This window comes from Sphingomonas suaedae (assembly GCF_007833215.1).
Classification (GTDB): Bacteria; Pseudomonadota; Alphaproteobacteria; order Sphingomonadales; family Sphingomonadaceae; genus Sphingomonas; species Sphingomonas suaedae.
In genome coordinates, this window is the sequence record NZ_CP042239.1 from 2,702,541 (window position 1) to 2,718,402 (window position 15,862).

At 66.4% G+C, this 15,862-nt stretch carries 14 protein-coding genes and 1 tRNA gene; 8 read left to right on the forward strand and 7 right to left on the reverse strand.

Features of this window, described 5'->3' with window-relative positions:
- Positions 1 to 3: 3 nt before the first annotated feature.
- Complete coding sequence (locus FPZ54_RS12755) at positions 4 to 624, forward strand: ABC-type transport auxiliary lipoprotein family protein (protein WP_338419512.1); 621 nt, start codon at positions 4 to 6, stop codon at positions 622 to 624.
- A 57-nt stretch (positions 625 to 681) separates the two neighbouring features.
- On the opposite strand, the gene FPZ54_RS12760 is transcribed toward FPZ54_RS12755, so the two are convergent.
- Positions 682 to 1,554: a peptidylprolyl isomerase gene (locus FPZ54_RS12760; RefSeq protein WP_239019566.1), complete on the reverse strand. Its 873-nt coding sequence runs from the start codon at positions 1,552 to 1,554 to the stop codon at positions 682 to 684.
- 68 nt (positions 1,555 to 1,622) lie between these two features.
- Here FPZ54_RS12760 and FPZ54_RS12765 point away from each other — a divergent pair.
- Positions 1,623 to 1,713: transfer RNA gene (locus FPZ54_RS12765), tRNA-Ser, on the forward strand.
- A 343-nt stretch (positions 1,714 to 2,056) separates the two neighbouring features.
- Here the strand turns inward: FPZ54_RS12765 and FPZ54_RS12770 are convergent.
- The 5 genes from FPZ54_RS12770 to FPZ54_RS12790 all read right to left on the reverse strand — a co-directional run bounded on the left by FPZ54_RS12770 (position 2,057) and on the right by FPZ54_RS12790 (position 9,548).
- Positions 2,057 to 4,168: a transglycosylase domain-containing protein gene (locus tag FPZ54_RS12770; RefSeq protein ID WP_145847740.1), complete on the reverse strand. Its 2,112-nt coding sequence runs from the start codon at positions 4,166 to 4,168 to the stop codon at positions 2,057 to 2,059.
- A gap of 84 nt (positions 4,169 to 4,252) precedes the next feature.
- A complete protein-coding gene (locus FPZ54_RS12775) occupies positions 4,253 to 6,304 on the reverse strand; it encodes a S9 family peptidase (protein ID WP_145847742.1) in 2,052 nt (683 codons plus the stop codon).
- A gap of 64 nt (positions 6,305 to 6,368) precedes the next feature.
- Entirely contained in the window at positions 6,369 to 7,961 is a 1,593-nt protein-coding gene (locus tag FPZ54_RS12780; RefSeq protein WP_145847744.1) for a serine hydrolase, read from the reverse strand.
- Positions 7,962 to 8,097: 136 nt separating this feature from the next.
- Positions 8,098 to 8,664 (reverse strand): HNH endonuclease, encoded by a 567-nt coding sequence (locus FPZ54_RS12785; protein ID WP_145847746.1) that lies wholly within the window; start codon positions 8,662 to 8,664, stop codon positions 8,098 to 8,100.
- 119 nt (positions 8,665 to 8,783) lie between these two features.
- Complete coding sequence (locus FPZ54_RS12790) at positions 8,784 to 9,548, reverse strand: SDR family oxidoreductase (RefSeq protein ID WP_145847748.1); 765 nt, start codon at positions 9,546 to 9,548, stop codon at positions 8,784 to 8,786.
- A 107-nt stretch (positions 9,549 to 9,655) separates the two neighbouring features.
- On the opposite strand from FPZ54_RS12790, the gene crtY reads away from it, so the two are divergent.
- From crtY to FPZ54_RS12815, 5 genes are read left to right on the forward strand one after another with little or no spacing between them, the layout of a single operon-like run.
- Entirely contained in the window at positions 9,656 to 10,819 is a 1,164-nt protein-coding gene (crtY, locus tag FPZ54_RS12795) for a lycopene beta-cyclase CrtY (protein WP_145847750.1), read from the forward strand.
- Complete coding sequence (locus FPZ54_RS12800; RefSeq protein ID WP_145847752.1) at positions 10,816 to 12,297, forward strand: phytoene desaturase; 1,482 nt, start codon at positions 10,816 to 10,818, stop codon at positions 12,295 to 12,297. The genes crtY and FPZ54_RS12800 overlap by 4 nt, the downstream gene beginning before the upstream one ends.
- Complete coding sequence (locus FPZ54_RS12805) at positions 12,294 to 12,875, forward strand: LOG family protein (RefSeq protein WP_145847754.1); 582 nt, start codon at positions 12,294 to 12,296, stop codon at positions 12,873 to 12,875. The genes FPZ54_RS12800 and FPZ54_RS12805 overlap by 4 nt, the downstream gene beginning before the upstream one ends.
- A gap of 44 nt (positions 12,876 to 12,919) precedes the next feature.
- Positions 12,920 to 13,834, forward strand: coding sequence for a phytoene/squalene synthase family protein (locus tag FPZ54_RS12810; protein ID WP_239019567.1), 915 nt, complete (start codon positions 12,920 to 12,922; stop codon positions 13,832 to 13,834).
- Positions 13,835 to 13,883: 49 nt separating this feature from the next.
- Positions 13,884 to 14,078, forward strand: a complete 195-nt coding sequence (locus tag FPZ54_RS12815; protein WP_145847757.1) for a hypothetical protein — start codon at positions 13,884 to 13,886, stop codon at positions 14,076 to 14,078.
- An 8-nt stretch (positions 14,079 to 14,086) separates the two neighbouring features.
- On the opposite strand, the gene FPZ54_RS20350 is transcribed toward FPZ54_RS12815, so the two are convergent.
- The gene (locus FPZ54_RS20350; RefSeq protein WP_422396534.1) at positions 14,087 to 14,764 is read right to left on the reverse strand and encodes a L,D-transpeptidase family protein; all 678 of its coding nucleotides are present in this window, start codon (positions 14,762 to 14,764) and stop codon (positions 14,087 to 14,089) included.
- Between the two features lie 361 nt (positions 14,765 to 15,125).
- On the opposite strand from FPZ54_RS20350, the gene FPZ54_RS12825 reads away from it, so the two are divergent.
- Positions 15,126 to 15,839 carry a murein L,D-transpeptidase catalytic domain family protein gene (locus tag FPZ54_RS12825; RefSeq protein ID WP_145847762.1) on the forward strand — a complete coding sequence of 238 codons (714 nt, stop codon included), beginning with the start codon at positions 15,126 to 15,128 and terminating at the stop codon, positions 15,837 to 15,839.
- Positions 15,840 to 15,862: the final 23 nt, after the last annotated feature.

The window sequence follows — 15,862 nt, forward strand, 5'->3', positions numbered from 1 at the left end:
CCGATGATGCGAACCCGCCTCCTCCTCCCCGCGCTGCTCGCCGCGCTGCCGCTCGGCGGCTGCATCAGCTTCGGCTCGAACCCGCCCCCTTCCCTGCTCACCCTCAATGCCGACGCCACGGTCGCGGTGGGGGAGACCGCCAGTTCGGCCAATGCGCGTTCGATCACCATCGCGGTGCCGGGCGTGCCGCAGGAACTGGCAGTGACCCGCATCCCGGTGCGCAGCGGCGACACCAGCGTTGCCTATCTCAAGGATGCGCAATGGGTCGAAACCCCCAATCGCCTGTTCGCGCGGATGCTGTCCGATACGATCACCGCGCGCACCGGCCGTGTCGTGTTGACGACACGCGTATCGCTTGGGGATCCCGGCGCGCGGCTGGGCGGCGACCTGCGCCAGTTCGGGGTCGATGCCACTGCCAGTGAGGCGGTCGTCGTCTATGACGCGACGCTGGTGCGCGACCGCCCCGCCTCCAGCGACGGCGCCCGCCCCGTGATGCCCTATGAAAAGCGCCGCTTCGAGGCGCGCGTGCCGATGGCCGAACTCACCCCCGCCGCTGCGGGCACCGCGCTAAACCAGGCGGCGAACAAGGTGGCGGGCGAGGTCGCCGAGTGGGTGGGGAAATAGACTGCTGAGACTGAATCGGCTTCGGTGAAGCGAGCCGGTGCCACGCGCTGAAAAGCGCTATGGCGCGCGCCGGACCGGCGGCATCACGTTGCAGATGTCCACCCCGCCTGAGGGCAGGTTGAAAAAGGGCGGCTGGCGATTCTCGCGCGCCTTGATCCAGGCGGCGAAACGGACATTGTCTGCGGCGCGATACTGGAAGCGCGGGCGCACGCTTTCGGGCAAGTCGCTGGCAAGCCTACCCCGCACGAACGGAACGTGCTGGCTTGTCTCCTTGTAGAGGCCAAGCCCGCCCTCGGTGCCGCGCGGCAGCGCCGACAAATGCTCGATCCCCTCGAGCACACGGCCGACGATCGCGATGTTGCGATCGAGATGGCGAGGCCCATGGCCGATCACCGCATAAAGATCGCCGCCGCTTCCCGTGCTCGGCGCCAGATCGCGCGCGACACCGACCATGGCATAGCAATGCGGGAGCCACGCGACCTGCCCATTGGTCGCCAGCGGCCAGCCATCGGCGCTGTGCCCGGTTGCGGTCGAATAGGGGTCGGTGCGGGTGAGCCGCGTGACCGCGTCGAAGGCCGGCCAGTCATATTCGGCGGGCGGCCGGGCGATCACGCCCTCCGGCAGCGGCTTCTTCTCGGTCGGATCGCCCCATTGCACGACATAATTGTCGTGGACACGATAGACGCTTGCCGCGTCCCACCAACCGGCGGCCGCAAGCCTGCGGATATTGGCGACATGGACCGGCGCGTAGCGCGGCGCGAGCCGGATCACGATCTGTCGCTCACCCGCCAGCGTCATCACCAGCAACTCTTCGGCGGGGATGTCGCGCCAATCGCTTTCGACCGGATCGGAAGGAAGCGGAGCCGCCGTGGCGGCCTGCACTGCGAGCGCGAGGAGCGAGGTCAGCATGGGCGCCAAGCTGTCACGCATGACGCGCGCGCGCAACGCGCTTGCGAAGCGGCAACCAAATCTCTACGCAGCGCGCTTCCAGCGAATGCGGAGCGGTGGCCGAGTGGTCGAAGGCGCTCGCCTGGAAAGTGAGTATACGGCAAAACCGTATCGAGGGTTCGAATCCCTCCCGCTCCGCCACACTTCGTTCTCGCGGCTAGTCCGATTCGCTCATGCCTCTCACGCCCCGCTGCGGTATCGAATGCATATTACGGATTCGCCCCGATCGCTGGTGAAAGCGGGGCGCGGGGTCTCCGGTGGACAGAATGACAGTGCCATCGCGCCTCACTCCGTACGAACTTTAGCGATCCTCCAATCGGGGAAGGCCAAGCTTCGGGCGAAATCGACTGCCACCATTCCACCGCCGTCCGCAGAGAGAAGACGGATCATGGTAAATCGCGAAACGGGGCTCCATCGGGAATTTGTTGGTTGCGAATAGCTTGCAGCGCGCCGCCCATGGAGGCCAGATGCCGGTTCTGGTGCCCTAGAATTCGAACTCGTCCGCCGGCGCACCCTCGCGGCGGCGACGTTCGCGGACGGGCGGCGGCATGTCTTCGAACTCTTCCTCGCGCGGGACGTCACGGCGGGGGCGGATCATCTCGATGCTGCCGTCGCGATTGACGCGGACGCCCATCTCGCGGCCGCCGAAGCTGCCTTCGAACTCGATGGGGCCGTCGTCGATGAAATTCTCCGGGTCTTCGGTCAGGATGTCCGTGACATTCTCCACCACCGGCTCGGGTCGGGGACGCGCGGTCACGCCCAGCGCCTGGCTCATGAAATCGCGCCAGATGCGCGCCGGGATGCCACCGCCCGCCAGCCCGCCATTGGGACTGTTGTCGTCATTGCCCAGCCAAACCCCGGTGACGATGCCATTGGCATAGCCCAGGAATAGCGCGTCGCGATTGTCCTGCGTCGTCCCAGTCTTGCCGAACGTGTCGACCGACAGCGCGGCGGTGCGTCCAGTGCCGCCATCGACGGTCGCGGCGAGCAAGTCGCGCATCCCCTCCAACTCGCGCCGCGACAGCGACCGGGTTGCCCCGATCAGCCGCTCTGCCCAGCCGGGCGCGTCGGTGTCGGACAGGCCGTGCGGGCGCACCGGCGTGGTGCCGCTGGCGATGGCGGCATAGGCGGCGGTGAGTTCGAGCAGCGAGACGCTGGAGGTGCCGAGCGCGATCGATGCCTCATTGGGGATGGGCGAGGTGATGCCGAGATCGCGGGCGGCGCGGATCACTGCGGCGGGTCCGACCTGCTGGGTCAGCCGCGCGGCGGCGACGTTGCTCGACCGGGCAAACGCCTCACGCAAGGTGATGACCCCGCGATAGCGACCGTCGCTGTTCTTGGGACTCCATTTGCCGATCGTCACCGGTTCGTCGCGCACGGTGGAATCGGGGGTCATCCCGGCGCGCAGCGCGGCGAGATAGACGAACAGCTTGAAGGTCGAGCCCGGCTGGCGCTGCGCCTGGGTCGCGCGGTTGAACGGGGATTGCGCATAGCTCTTGCCCCCGACCATCGCGATCACCCGCCCGTCGGGGCGCATCGCGACGATCGCCACCTGTGCCTTGCGCAGCCCGGCATTGCGCACTGCGCGCTCGGCGGCGCGCTGCATCCGCGCTTCCAGCGTCGTCGTCACGGTCTGGTTGGTGGCGATCTCGCCCGAACGGTCGCGCGCTTCGGGCAGCACCCAGTCGGCGAAATAGGTGCCGCTGGGCAAGGTCTTGACCTTGGACAGGCGCAGCCGCGCGGGCTGGACCGCCTTGGCTTCCGCCTCGGTCAGGAAGCCGGCGTCGACCATCGTGCCGATCACCACCGCCTGGCGTTCGCGCGCACCCTTGAGGTTCGAGGAGGGCGCGAGCCGCGAGGGCGCCTTGACCAGTCCGGCCAGCATTGCCGCCTGGGCGGTGGTGAGGTCCGTCGCCGGGCGGCTGAAATAATGGCGCGCGGCGGCGTCGAGGCCGTACTGATTGTCGCCGAAATAGACGTTGGAGAGATAGCGCGAGAGAATCTCGTCCTTGGTCAGCCAGGCTTCGAGCCAGAAGGCGATCAGCACCTCCTGAAACTTGCGTCCGAAGGTGCGGTCGGAGTTCAGAAACGCGTTCTTGGCGAGCTGCTGCGTGATCGTGCTGCCGCCCTGACGGCTATTGTCGGTGAACATGTTGTTGACGAAGGCGCGCAATATGCCGCGCGGATCGACACCGAGATGCGAGCGGAAGCGGCGATCTTCGACCGCGACGAACGCCTCGACGACATGGTCTGGCAGTTTCGCCGCATCGACCGGCTTGCCCACCACGGCGCCGGTGCGCGCGATCGGCGTCCCCTCGGCCGACAACAGGGTGATCGAGGGCGGCACCGGCGGTTCGAGCGACTTGCTGAGCGGCGCGGTGAACACCAGCCAGGCGACCGCAGCGATGAACAACAGGATGAGGATGCCGAGAATCCGGGGAATCCAGCGCCATTTGCGGCGCCGGACGATGACCGGAAGGTTGACCGTATAGTCGCCGAGCGGCGGCTGCACGCCGCCGCCTGCGCCCGGGCCGGGCGGGGGCGGGATCGCGGCGCGGGGGTCCGCGATCTCGGGATAGAGGGTGTCGTAACGCATGGAACCGGGCACTGTATTACGACACTAGAACAGTATCGGCAAGCGCCCGCCGTTCCGCGCGCGACGGATCGGCGGGCGCCCGGCTCATTTCGCCGCAGCTGCCGGGGGTGCAGCGGCGGCGAGACCCGGTACATAGGCCGCGCCCTCAAGCACCTCGAGGCTGGATCCCTTGAAGTCATCGCCGATCGGCTGCGCCTTGCCGCCCAGGCATTTCGACAGGAACCCCTCGCTGATCGCGAAGAAGGACAGGCGGTTCTCCGGCCGGACGAAGCCATGCCCCTCATCGGGATAGTTGATATAGGTGACGGGCAGATTGCGCGCCTTCATCGCCTCGACGATCTGGTCGCTCTCCGCCTTGACCACCCGGGGATCGTTGCCGCCCTGACCGATCAGCAAGGGCTTCTTGATCGCATCGACGCGACTGATCGGCGACTGCGCCATCATGCGCTTCACATCCTCGGGCTTGGTCGGGTCCCCGATATGCTTGTAGAAGGTTCCCTCGAGGATCGGGCGCCAATAGGGCGGGAAGCTCTCCATCAGCGTTTTGAGGTTCGACGGGCCGACGATGTCGACGCCACAGGCGAATTTGTCAGGCGTGAAGGTCAGGCCGACCAGCGTCGCATAGCCGCCATAGGAGCCGCCCATGATCGCGACCTTGTCGGGCGTGGTGACGCCACCCTTGATCGACCAATCGACCGCGTCGATCAGATCCTGGTGCATCTTGCCCGACCATTCGCCGATCGCGGCGTTGACGAAGCCTTTGCCAAAGCCTGTCGAGCCGCGATAATTGACGCTGAGCACCGCATAGCCGCGATTGGCGAGCCATTGATGCGCGCTGTTATAGCCATAGCCGTCGCGCGCCCAGGGGCCGCCATGGACGAAGAGTACCATCGGCACCGGCTTGTCGGCCTTGCCATCCTTGTTCGCATCGGCGCCGGGGGGAAGAGTGAGATAGCTCACCAGCGTCTTGCCATCGCCGGTCGGGATTTCGACCGGCCACATCGGCTGTAGCGGATAGGCCGACAGGTCGGGGCGGGTCTCATACAGCTTGGTGAGCGTCTTGCCCTTGCGGTCGTAGATATAGGCGGTGGCGGGCTGTTCCGCCGCGCTCGCCGCGACGATCAGCTTCGACCCATCATCGGTCGACGACATGATCGATACCTCGCCCGGCAGTTTCGACTGGAGAAAGTCGAAATCGGCCTTCGCCTCGGCATTCAACGGGGTCCATTCATTCTTGAGATAATTCACCGAATAGGCGACCGGCTCATAGGTTTCGGGGTCGGTCAGCAGCCCCTGAATATCCGCCTTGTCGCTCGCGGCGATCACGTCGGTCTTCAGGCTGTCGGCGTCCATCTTCACCAGCGCCGCCTTGTCGCGGCCGCGGCTGTCCACCCAATAGAGCGTCGTGCCGTCCTTGTTGAAGCCGATCGGCGCGGTGGTGAAGAAATCCTCGTTCGCGACCGTAAGAACCTCGGCCCACTTGCCGTCCGCGCCCAGCCGGAAATATTTGCTCCCGCCGCCCGGCACCTGCTGAAAGGCGAAGCGGGGTTTCAGCTGATTGTCGGTGACCCAGCCGCCATAGCCGGGATTTTCCATGACCAGCTTGCTCGCGCCGGTCTTGTAGTTGACCTCATACAGGTCGAAAAACTGCGGGTTGCGATCGTTCAGGCCGATCAGCACGACATCGGGGCGCAGCTTGCTGACCCCCTGGATCGTCGCGCGCACCTTGTCGCCCGCCTTGGTCAGCGCAGTGTCCTTGAGCGTCGCGATATCGACCGAATGGACGCGGAAATTCTCGTTTCCGCCGCTGTCCTGCAAATAGATGATGTGTGCGCCGTCGGGCGCCCAGAAATAATTCTGAAGCCCGCGCTTCGCCTCCTTGGTCACCGCCTTGGCGGCGGCGAGATTACCGATCGGCGCGACCCAGACGTTCATGACGCCATCGACCGGCGCCAGCCAGCTGACATGCTTGCCGTCCGGACTGATCTGCCCGCCCGCACGGCTGGGATTGCCGAATATCTTGTCGCGCGGGATCAGCCTGTCTTCCGATGTGACGGGAGCGGCCGCACCGGCATAGGCTGCGGTTCCGGCGAGCAACACGGCGCCCGAGAGCAATGCGATCGTTAGTCGTTTCATGCGATTTCCCTCCATTGATGGGACGAGCATATCACGCCTGTGTATTATTACAATAATACACCCCTTAACGCACCGGTGCGAAGTTCAGATGATGATAGTCATAGCTGAAATCGGCGATCGGCGAGAGCGCCTTCATCGTGACCCCGGCGACTTTGCCGTCCTTTACCACGAAGCTGACCAGCGCGTCCTCACCCTTGCCGGGCGCCATCCGGGTGCGGAAGGCGTCGGGACCCCAGGGGTCCAACACGCTCGCGAATTGCGGATGCGGGGCGAAGTCGATGTGCAACGTGTCGCCGCGCAACGCGACGGTGATGTCGCCATACCAGGCATCGCGATAACGCCCGGCATAGGCGGCGAGCGGAAGGCTCGGGCCGCCTTTCGGGCGGTTTGCGTCGCCATCGCCCATCGCCGCCGCCATGCTTTCCGCCGCCAGCTTGTTGCGCGCGACATAGCTGCCCACCCAGTCATAGGCGGGTGCGCCGAGCAGGTGATCGAGGATCGCGTTGCGGATGCCGCCCGACACGCTGTCCTCGGTATTGCTGAACACCGCGACGCCGACCCCTGCCGAGGGGATCAGCGCGGTCTGCGTCACCTGTCCCGACAGGCCCCCCGAATGGCTGATGAGGCGGCGCGCGCGGAAATCCTGGACGAACCAGCCCAGCGCATAGCCGGACATGATCGGCCGGGCAGGATTGAGGTCGGTTGCGCCATCGCTCGACGAGACGACGACCTGCGGCGTCCACATCTCGGCGGCGCTTTCCTTGCTCCACAATTTCTTGCCACCGGGCAGTTCGCCCAGTGCCAGCTGAACCTGAAGCCATTTGGCGATGTCGGTCACGCTGGCGTTGATCCCCGCACCCGGATCGACCACCGGGGATTCGTCGGGCTGGATCACCTTCATCGGCCCCACCCCGCGCACCGGCGGGCCGAGCCGCGCGTGGCGGCCCGCCACATTCTTTGTCCTGAGCAGTTCGAGCGACGGGACCGCATCGACCATTCCCATCGGCTCCAGCATCCGCGTGCGGATGAAATCGCGCCAGCTGAGTCCCGACACCCTCTCGATCAGCGCGCCCGCGACGATGTAGAGGATATTGTCATAATCATAGCCGCCCCGGAACGGTCGCACCGGCTGAAGGAACTGCAGCGCGCGGATCGCATCCTGCGCGGTGCGGTTCGAGCGCGGGAAATAGAGCAGGTCCCCCGCGCCGAGCGGCAAGCCCGATCGATGGACCAACAGATCACGGACGTTGAACAGCGTCGTGACCGCCGGGTCGGCCATTTTGAAGTCCGGCAGATGCTGCGTCAGCCGGTCGTCCCAGCCGATCTTGCCCTCTTCCACCAGCATCGCCAGCGCTGCCGCGGTGAACGCCTTGCTGTTCGATGCGATGCCGAAGCGGGTGTGGACGTCGACCGGATCGGGACGACCCATGGTCCGCACGCCATAGCTCTTGAGCCACACCGGCTGGTCCTTGCGCACGATCGCCACGGCGATGCCGGGCGTCTCGAACGCGCGCATGAAGTCCGCGACGATGGTGTCGACTGCGGTTTCGAGCGGTGCCGCTGCAGCTTGTTGCGCCCATGCGGGCAGTGCAAGCGTTGCCGCGCCGCCCAGACCCAATGCCAGTGCGCCGCGCCGATCCACCGTGAATCCCGTCATTCCGCGTCACCCCAAGCTGGTCGCCCCGGCCTTGCGCCGGGACCCACTGGACCGCAAGCGCATCGCATCAGCCCAGAAGACCGACCTTGCCGCCCGGTGGACCCCGGAACAAGCCCCGGGGGTGACAATCGGGAGGTTATGCCTCCAGCTCGACGTCCCAGTAGAGCCAGTCGCGCCAGGTATCGTGAAGATAGTTGGGCGGGAAGCGGCGACCATGTTCCTGCAGCTGCCAGCTGGTCGGGCGGATCGGCGCCATGAAGAGCGGCATCGCCGCCTGTTTGGGCGTGCGGCCACCTTTCTTGAGGTTGCACGGCGCACAGGCGGTCGCGACATTTTCCCAGGTTGTCCGCCCGCCCTGCGCGCGCGGGATGACATGGTCGAAGGTCAGATCGCGGTGGCTGCCGCAATATTGGCATTCAAACTTGTCGCGCAGGAACAGGTTGAAGCGGGTGAAGGCCGGAAATTGCGATGGTTTCACATATTGTTTGAGCGCGATGACGCTCGGCAGCTTGATGCACGCGGTTGGGCTGCGCACCTCGCGCTCATAATGGCTGACGATATCGACGCGATCTAGAAACACCGCCTTGATCGCGGTCTGCCACGGCCAGACGCTGAGCGGATAATAGGAAAGCGGGGTGTAATCGGCGTTCAGAACGAGCGCCGGACAACCGTCCGGATGTCGGATCAGATCGGGATGGTACATGATCCCCCTCGTGCCGCTCGTTCGTGCGCGTTGGCGGGTGTCTCGCCGCCAGCCGTGACATGCATATGACAGCACGGGCCGCGACTCGCGGTCAAGGGCCGGTTTGCGCGCGGTCGCACCTAATCTGCATAGATCATGCGTCGGCTCATGCCCCCGTCGATCACCAGGGCCTGGCCGGTGACGAACGCGGCCCGATCGGCGAGGAACAGAACCGCGTCGGCGATGTCGTCGGGGGTGCCGACGCGCCCAACCGGGTGCTGGGTGCGGTCGATCACGCGATGCTCTGGCTCCGAACGCTGCGACGATTTCTGCCATTGCGCCGTCTCGATCCAGCCGGGGCAGATCGCATTGACGCGGATATCCGGCCCCAGGCTGACCGCCAGCGCATGGGTGAGTGCGACCAGTCCGCCCTTCGCCGCGGCATAGCCCTCGCAATTCGGCTCGGACTGGAAGGCGCGGGTCGAGGCCATCAGGACGATCGATCCGTTGCTGGGCCGAAGCAGCGGAACAGCGCCGCGCGTCATCAGGAAAGCGCCGGTCAGGTGGCTGTCCTGCCATTTGCGCCAGTCCGACAGAGCCAGCGTCTCGATCGGGCCGCTGACCGGGTCGGCGATGCCGGCATTGCTGACCAGCAGATCGAGCCCGTCGGCCCCGGCGTCCCTGCTCCACCTGGCGAAGGCCGCGAATGCCTGATCGACCGCGTCCTCGTCGCCGACATCGGCCAGTTGGGTCAGCAGCGGGCGCGGCGCGTGCGCCTGCGCCAGTTCGCGCAGCGCGACGCGGTCCAAATCGATCGCCATCACGCCCCAGCCTTCGCCGAGCAGCCGCTCGACAATCCCGCGGCCGATCCCCTGCGCTCCACCCGTCACAATCGCCGTTCGCATCACCTGTCCTCCATTTCGTGGGGCCGAACGCATCGCCGCGACGGAAAGGTTCGTGACCGCCATGAGCGGGGCTTCCACCGGTCCCGGCGATCCGCTAGGCGGCGGCGATGCCAGCGATCATCCATTGCGACGTCGCCATTGTCGGAGGCGGTCTCGCCGGCGGCCTGATCGCGCTCGCGCTGCGCCGCAAACATCCCACCCTCGACGTCCGCCTGATCGAGGGCGGGCGCACGCTGGGCGGCAACCATCTCTGGTCCTTCTTCGCGAGCGATGTCGCGCCCGCCGACCGCTGGCTGGTCGCGCCGCTGATCTCCTATGGCTGGACCAGCTATGACGTTCATTTCCCGGCCCATGCCCGCACGCTGAAATCCGCCTATTATTCCATCGAGTCCGAACGGTTCGACCAGGTCGTGCGTGCGGCGATGCCCGACCATGCGGTGATGACGCGGCGCAAGGTGCTCGGTGCCAGCGCGCGCGCGGTAGTGCTGGCCGATGGCGACCGGATCGAGGCGGGCGGGGTGATCGATTGCCGCGGGCCGGGCGACCTGTCCAAGCTCGATCTGGGCTGGCAGAAATTCTTGGGGCGCGAGCTGGCGCTGGCCGAACCCCATGCGCTCAAGCGCCCGGTGGTGATGGACGCGACGGTCGCGCAGATCGACGGATACCGGTTCATGTACGCGCTGCCCTTTGCGGCGACCCGACTGTTCCTCGAGGATACTTATTACAGCGATGCGCCCGAGATCGATGTGGCGGCATCGGCCAAGCGGATCGACGCCTGGGCGAGCGCGCGCAACATCGCAGTGGAGGGGGTCACGCGCGAAGAGGCTGGCGCGCTGCCGATCGCGATGGGTGGCGATTTCGAGGAATATTGGAAGTCTGGCGGCAATCGCGTTGCCAAGGGCGGGATGCGCGCCGGGCTGTTCCACCCGGTCACCGGCTATTCGCTGCCCGATGCGGTGCGCCTCGCCGCCCTCATCGGCAATAGCCGCGACCTGTCGGGCGTGGCGCTGCACGCGCTGACCCACGGCCATGCGCGAAAGACATGGCGCCAGCGCGGCTATTACCGCATGTTGTCGGCGATGCTGTTCCGCGCGGCCGATCCGGGCGAGCGCTATCGCATCCTTGAACGATTTTACCGGTTGGACGCGGGGCTGATCGCCCGCTTCTATGGTGGACAGTCGAGCCTGTTCGATCGGGCACGGGTACTCGCCGGCAAGCCGCCGGTACCGATCAAGCGCGCCTTGGGCGCGATCAGGGGGACGGCGCGATGAAACGGGCAGCAGTCATCGGCGCGGGGTTCGGCGGTCTGGCGCTGGCCATCCGCCTCCAATCGGCGGGCGTCGAGACCGTGGTGATCGAGGCGCGCGACAAGCCGGGCGGGCGCGGCTATTATTGGGAAAGGGACGGCTTCGTCTTCGACGCCGGTCCCACGGTCATCACCGCACCCGAGTCGCTGGAGGAGCTGTGGTCGCTGTCCGGCCACCGCATGGCGGACGATGTCACGCTGGTCCCGGTCTCGCCCTTCTACCGGCTCAATTGGCCGGATGGGACGAACTTCGACTACACCAATGACGACAGCATCCTGACGGCCGAGATCGCCAAGCTCGATCCCGCCGACATCGCCGGCTATCGCCGCTTCCTCGACTATTCGGCGGGCGTGTACCGCGAGGGCTATGAGAAGCTAGGCCATGTCGCGTTTCTCGACTTCGGGTCGATGGTGAAGGCGGCGCCCGCGCTGATGAAATATCAGGCGTGGCGCAGCGTCTATTCGATGGTCTCGACCTTCGTGAAGAACGAGAAGCTGCGCGAGGCGCTGTCGTTCCACACGCTGCTGGTCGGCGGCAACCCGATGACCACCAGCGCCATCTATGCGCTGATCCACAAGCTCGAGCGCGACGGCGGCGTGTGGTTCGCGATGGGCGGGACCAACCGGCTGGTCGCCGGTATGGTGCGGCACTTCGAGCGGCTGGGCGGGAAGCTGGTGCTGGGCGACGCGGTCGAGGAGATCGAGACGCTGGGCGAGCGCGCGACGGCGGTGCGCACCAAATCGGGTGCGCGGTTCGAGGTCGATGCGGTCGCCAGCAACGCCGACATCGTCCACAGCTATCGCGACCTGCTCAAGGGCTCGCGCAGCGCACAGCGCACCGCCGGAAGGCTTGAGCGCAAGCGTTTCTCCCCGTCGCTGTTCGTCGTGCATTTCGGGATCAAGGGCACGTGGCCCGGCATCCCGCACCATATGATCCTGTTCGGCCCGCGCTATAAGGGGCTGCTCGCCGACATCTACGACCATGGCGTGCTGAGCGAGGACTTCTCGCTATACCTGCACCACCCGACCGTCACCGATCCGTCGATGGCGCCGGAGGGGCATTCGACCTTCTATGCGCTCGCGCCCGTACCGCACATGGGCAAGTCGCCGGTTGACTGGGACGAGGTCCGACCGATCCTCGAAAAGCGCATCCTGGACGAGGTCGGCCGCCGCCTGATCCCCGACATCCATGAGCGGATCGTCACCAAGTTCAGCTATGCGCCGACCGACTTCCAGCACGATCTGGCCGCGCATCTGGGCAGCGCGTTCAGCCTCGAGCCGATCCTGACGCAAAGCGCCTATTTCCGCGTGCACAATCGCGATTCCTCGATTCCCAACCTCTATTTCGTCGGCGCGGGGACGCATCCCGGCGCCGGAATCCCCGGCGTGGTCGGCAGCGCCAAAGCCACCGCCGCGCTGATGCTGGAGCAACGACAGACGTGAAGCGCCTTGCCATCTATTGCGGCTCCGCGACCCCGGCGGATCCGGTCTATATCGACAATGCCCGGTTCGTCGGGCGCACATTGGCCGAGCGCGGGATCGGCGTCGTCTATGGCGGCGGGCGGCTGGGGCTGATGGGCGCAGTTGCCGACGCAGCGCTGGAGGCGGGCGGCGAGGTCATCGGGGTGATCCCGCAGGCGCTGGTCGATGCCGAGGTCGCGCATCGCGGCTGCACGGAACTGCATGTCGTGCGCACGATGCACGAGCGCAAACAGGCGTTCACCGACATGTCGGACGGTTTCGTCACGCTGCCCGGCGGCACCGGGACGATGGACGAACTCTGGGAGGCGATGAGCTGGGCGCAGATCGGCTATCATGCCAATCCGGTCGGGCTGCTCAACGTCTCGGGCTATTATGACGGGCTGATCCAGTTCGTCGCCAAGATGGGCGAGGTCGGCTTCCTGCGCCCCCAGCATCAGTCGATCCTGCTGATCGACGACACGCTGGACGGCCTGCTCGACAAGATGGCGGGGCATGTGCCGGCCACGACGATCGGCCAGATCGGCAGCAGGGACCTGTGACCCCCCCCGCGCCGGGCTGCAGCGCCCCACGCCGCGACGCGGTCGTGGCTGCAGCGCGGGAGAGCATCGCCAAGGGCTCCAAGAGCTTCGCGGCGGCAAGCAAATTGTTCGATCCCACGACGCGCGAGCGCGCCTGGCTGCTCTATGCCTGGTGCCGCGCCTGCGACGACATCGCGGACGGGCAGGAACATGGCCATGACGCCAGCGTGGTCGCGGACCCGGCGGCGGCACTGGCACGCATCCGCACGTTGACCGATCGCGCACTCGCGGGCGAGTGGACCGGCGAAATGCCGTTCGACGCGCTGCGCATCGTCGCGCAGGAAACGCGGATGCCGCATCGCTTCGCCCACGATTTGATCGAGGGCTTTGCGCTCGATGCCAAGGGCTGGTTCCCGCGTTCCGAGAGCGACCTGATGCAATATTGCTATCATGTCGCGGGCGCGGTCGGGTGCATGATGGCGGTGGTGATGGGGGTCGATCCGCAGGACGATGCGACGCTCGATCGCGCCTGCGATCTCGGCCTCGCCTTTCAGCTCGCCAATATCGCCCGCGATATCGAGGCGGACGACCGGATCGGCCGCTGTTACCTGCCGATGGACTGGATGGTCGAGATGGACATCCCGCCCGGCCAGCATATGAAGCCGCCTTTTCGCGCGCGCCTCACCGTCATGGCGCGCTGGCTGGGCGAATTTGCACAGGCGCATGAGGAAAGTGCGCGGCACGGCACGCCCGCGCTCGGCTTTCGCTCGGCCTGGGCGGTGCTGGCGGCGGCGGGCATCTATGGCGGCATCGCGCGCGAGGTTGTGGCGCGCGGCAACCATGGCTGGGACCATCGCGCCAGCACGAGCAAGGCGCAGAAACTGGGCTGGATCGCGCGGGCGTTCGCACAGTCGGCGATGCGGCGGCGGCTCTACCCGCCCGAACCGCGCCCCGCGACTTTGTGGACGCGCCCGCGTTAACTGCAATCGGTAACCGGCACGAAAGCCGCGCTCACGCACTCGTGCGTGGATGACGACGCTATCGCTTCAGCTCTCCCGTGCGCTGGCACGCGGCCGCGCTCAGCCCGCACCGCCGCCAACCCGCGCGGACCTGCTCGCGACTCTGCTGCGCAAGCGCGCCGCCGCGCATAACGCCGGCGCCGTCGAACTCGAAGCGATGCTGATCGACCAGATCCGCTGGGCACTGCCGATCGAGCGGGGCTGACCGCGGGTTTACCGCCGCCGCCGCGGCACCTTCTGAACCACCGGTTCCATCGGCGCGAAAACCACGCCCTCGGGTGACACCGACTGGTCGGCCACCGCCGGGATGATGATGTCGTTGCTCGACGTCACCACATCGAACGCGCCGGTGCGAAATGCCGCAAAATCGGGGCGCAGGAATGGGGCTTCGGGTCGCTTTGCCACCTGTTCGGGGGCCAGACGCGGCACGCCGCGCCGTACCCGGGGATCCTCGATCTCATAGCCGACCACCGATACCGCGGTGCCTAGCTCGGTGATCGCATAGAGCCGCTTGGCGAATTCGCGCGGGAAGCGGATGCAGCCGTGCGAGGCGGGGTAGCCCGGCAGATGCCCGGCATGGAGCGCGATGCCATCCCAGGTCAGCCGCTGCATGAACGGCATCGGTGCGTTGCTGTAGAGGTTGGAGCGGTGATGCACCCGCTTTTGCAGGATGGTGAACTCGCCCGCCGGGGTGCCCTTGCCCTTCTTGCCCGTCGAGACGGTCGAGGCCGCGATCAGCACGCCGTCGCGATAGATATAGGCGACCTGGCCGGGAAGGCTGATGAGGATCGTGACGCCCGATGCGCCCCCCGCGCGCTGATAGGCGGCGTCCTCGATCCAGGTCCATTGGCCGTTGCGGAGCAGAATCTCTTCGGCGCCGACCGCTGACACTTGTTGCGCCATAGCCGGTGCAGACCAGCCCAACGCAGCCCCGATCACCGCCGTCAATATCGCCCGCGTGGCCGCAGACCCCATATATTTGCCTCCCAATTCCACGCCGGTGACCTTCCCGGCATGTATGGTTAACGCGGGTCAGGGCAAGGTGTTGCCACGCGGTTTCCACCTGCGCAAAGCAAAAACAGGCCGTCCGCCGATTCTGACGCCGCCGTCCCGATGCGCGACATCCATCGACCAGCCGCGCGAAGTCTGCGCCGAAATGATGCGAAACTGTGAACTCCCTTAGGACGAATCGGCGCCGATCTTTGATATAGTGCCGGTTCGGAAGCGGAGTTTGTGGGGGCACAGAGGACGCATGGACAAGATGATCGAAGCCGCGGCGTCGCGCCGCGCATTTCTGAAGAGCGCAGGCGTCGTCGCGGGTACGGGCCTGCTCTATGGCTGCGCCTCGCGGACGGTTACCACCGCCCTGCCAGCATCGACGTCGGCTCCGGTGCCGCCGCCCCCGGTTGCGACCCCGGTGCCCGCCGCGCCGCGTGCCGTGGCGAGCGCGCCGCGCAACATCCGCCCCGAGCTGTTCGAGCGCGCGGTCGCCGCACTCCAGCGCCATTCGAGCCGCATCCGCCAGCAGGACCGGATCGCGATCGCCGATTTCTCGCTGCCCTCGGCGCGGCTGCGCTTCCATTTCGTCGATCTTCAGGGCGGGGCGACCCGCTCGATGCTCGTCTCGCACGGCATCGGATCGGACCCGGAACATATCGGCCTGCTCCAGCGCTTCTCGAACGAGGTCGGTTCGGAAGCGACGTGCGAGGGCGCGTTCCTTGCCGCCAATTACTATGTCGGCAAGCATCAGCTGTCGCAGCGGCTGATCGGGCTCGATCCGACCAACTATAATGCGCTCGACCGCGCCATCGTGGTGCATGGCGCCTGGTATTCGAACCCCGACATGATCGCCAAGCACGGCAAACTCGGCCGCAGCCAGGGCTGTTTCGCGGTGGGTGAGCGCGATCTCGACACGCTGTTCGCGATGCTCGGCGAAGGGCGGATGATCTACGCCGCCAAGGCGTAGGGCATCGGGAGCAGAGACGCCTG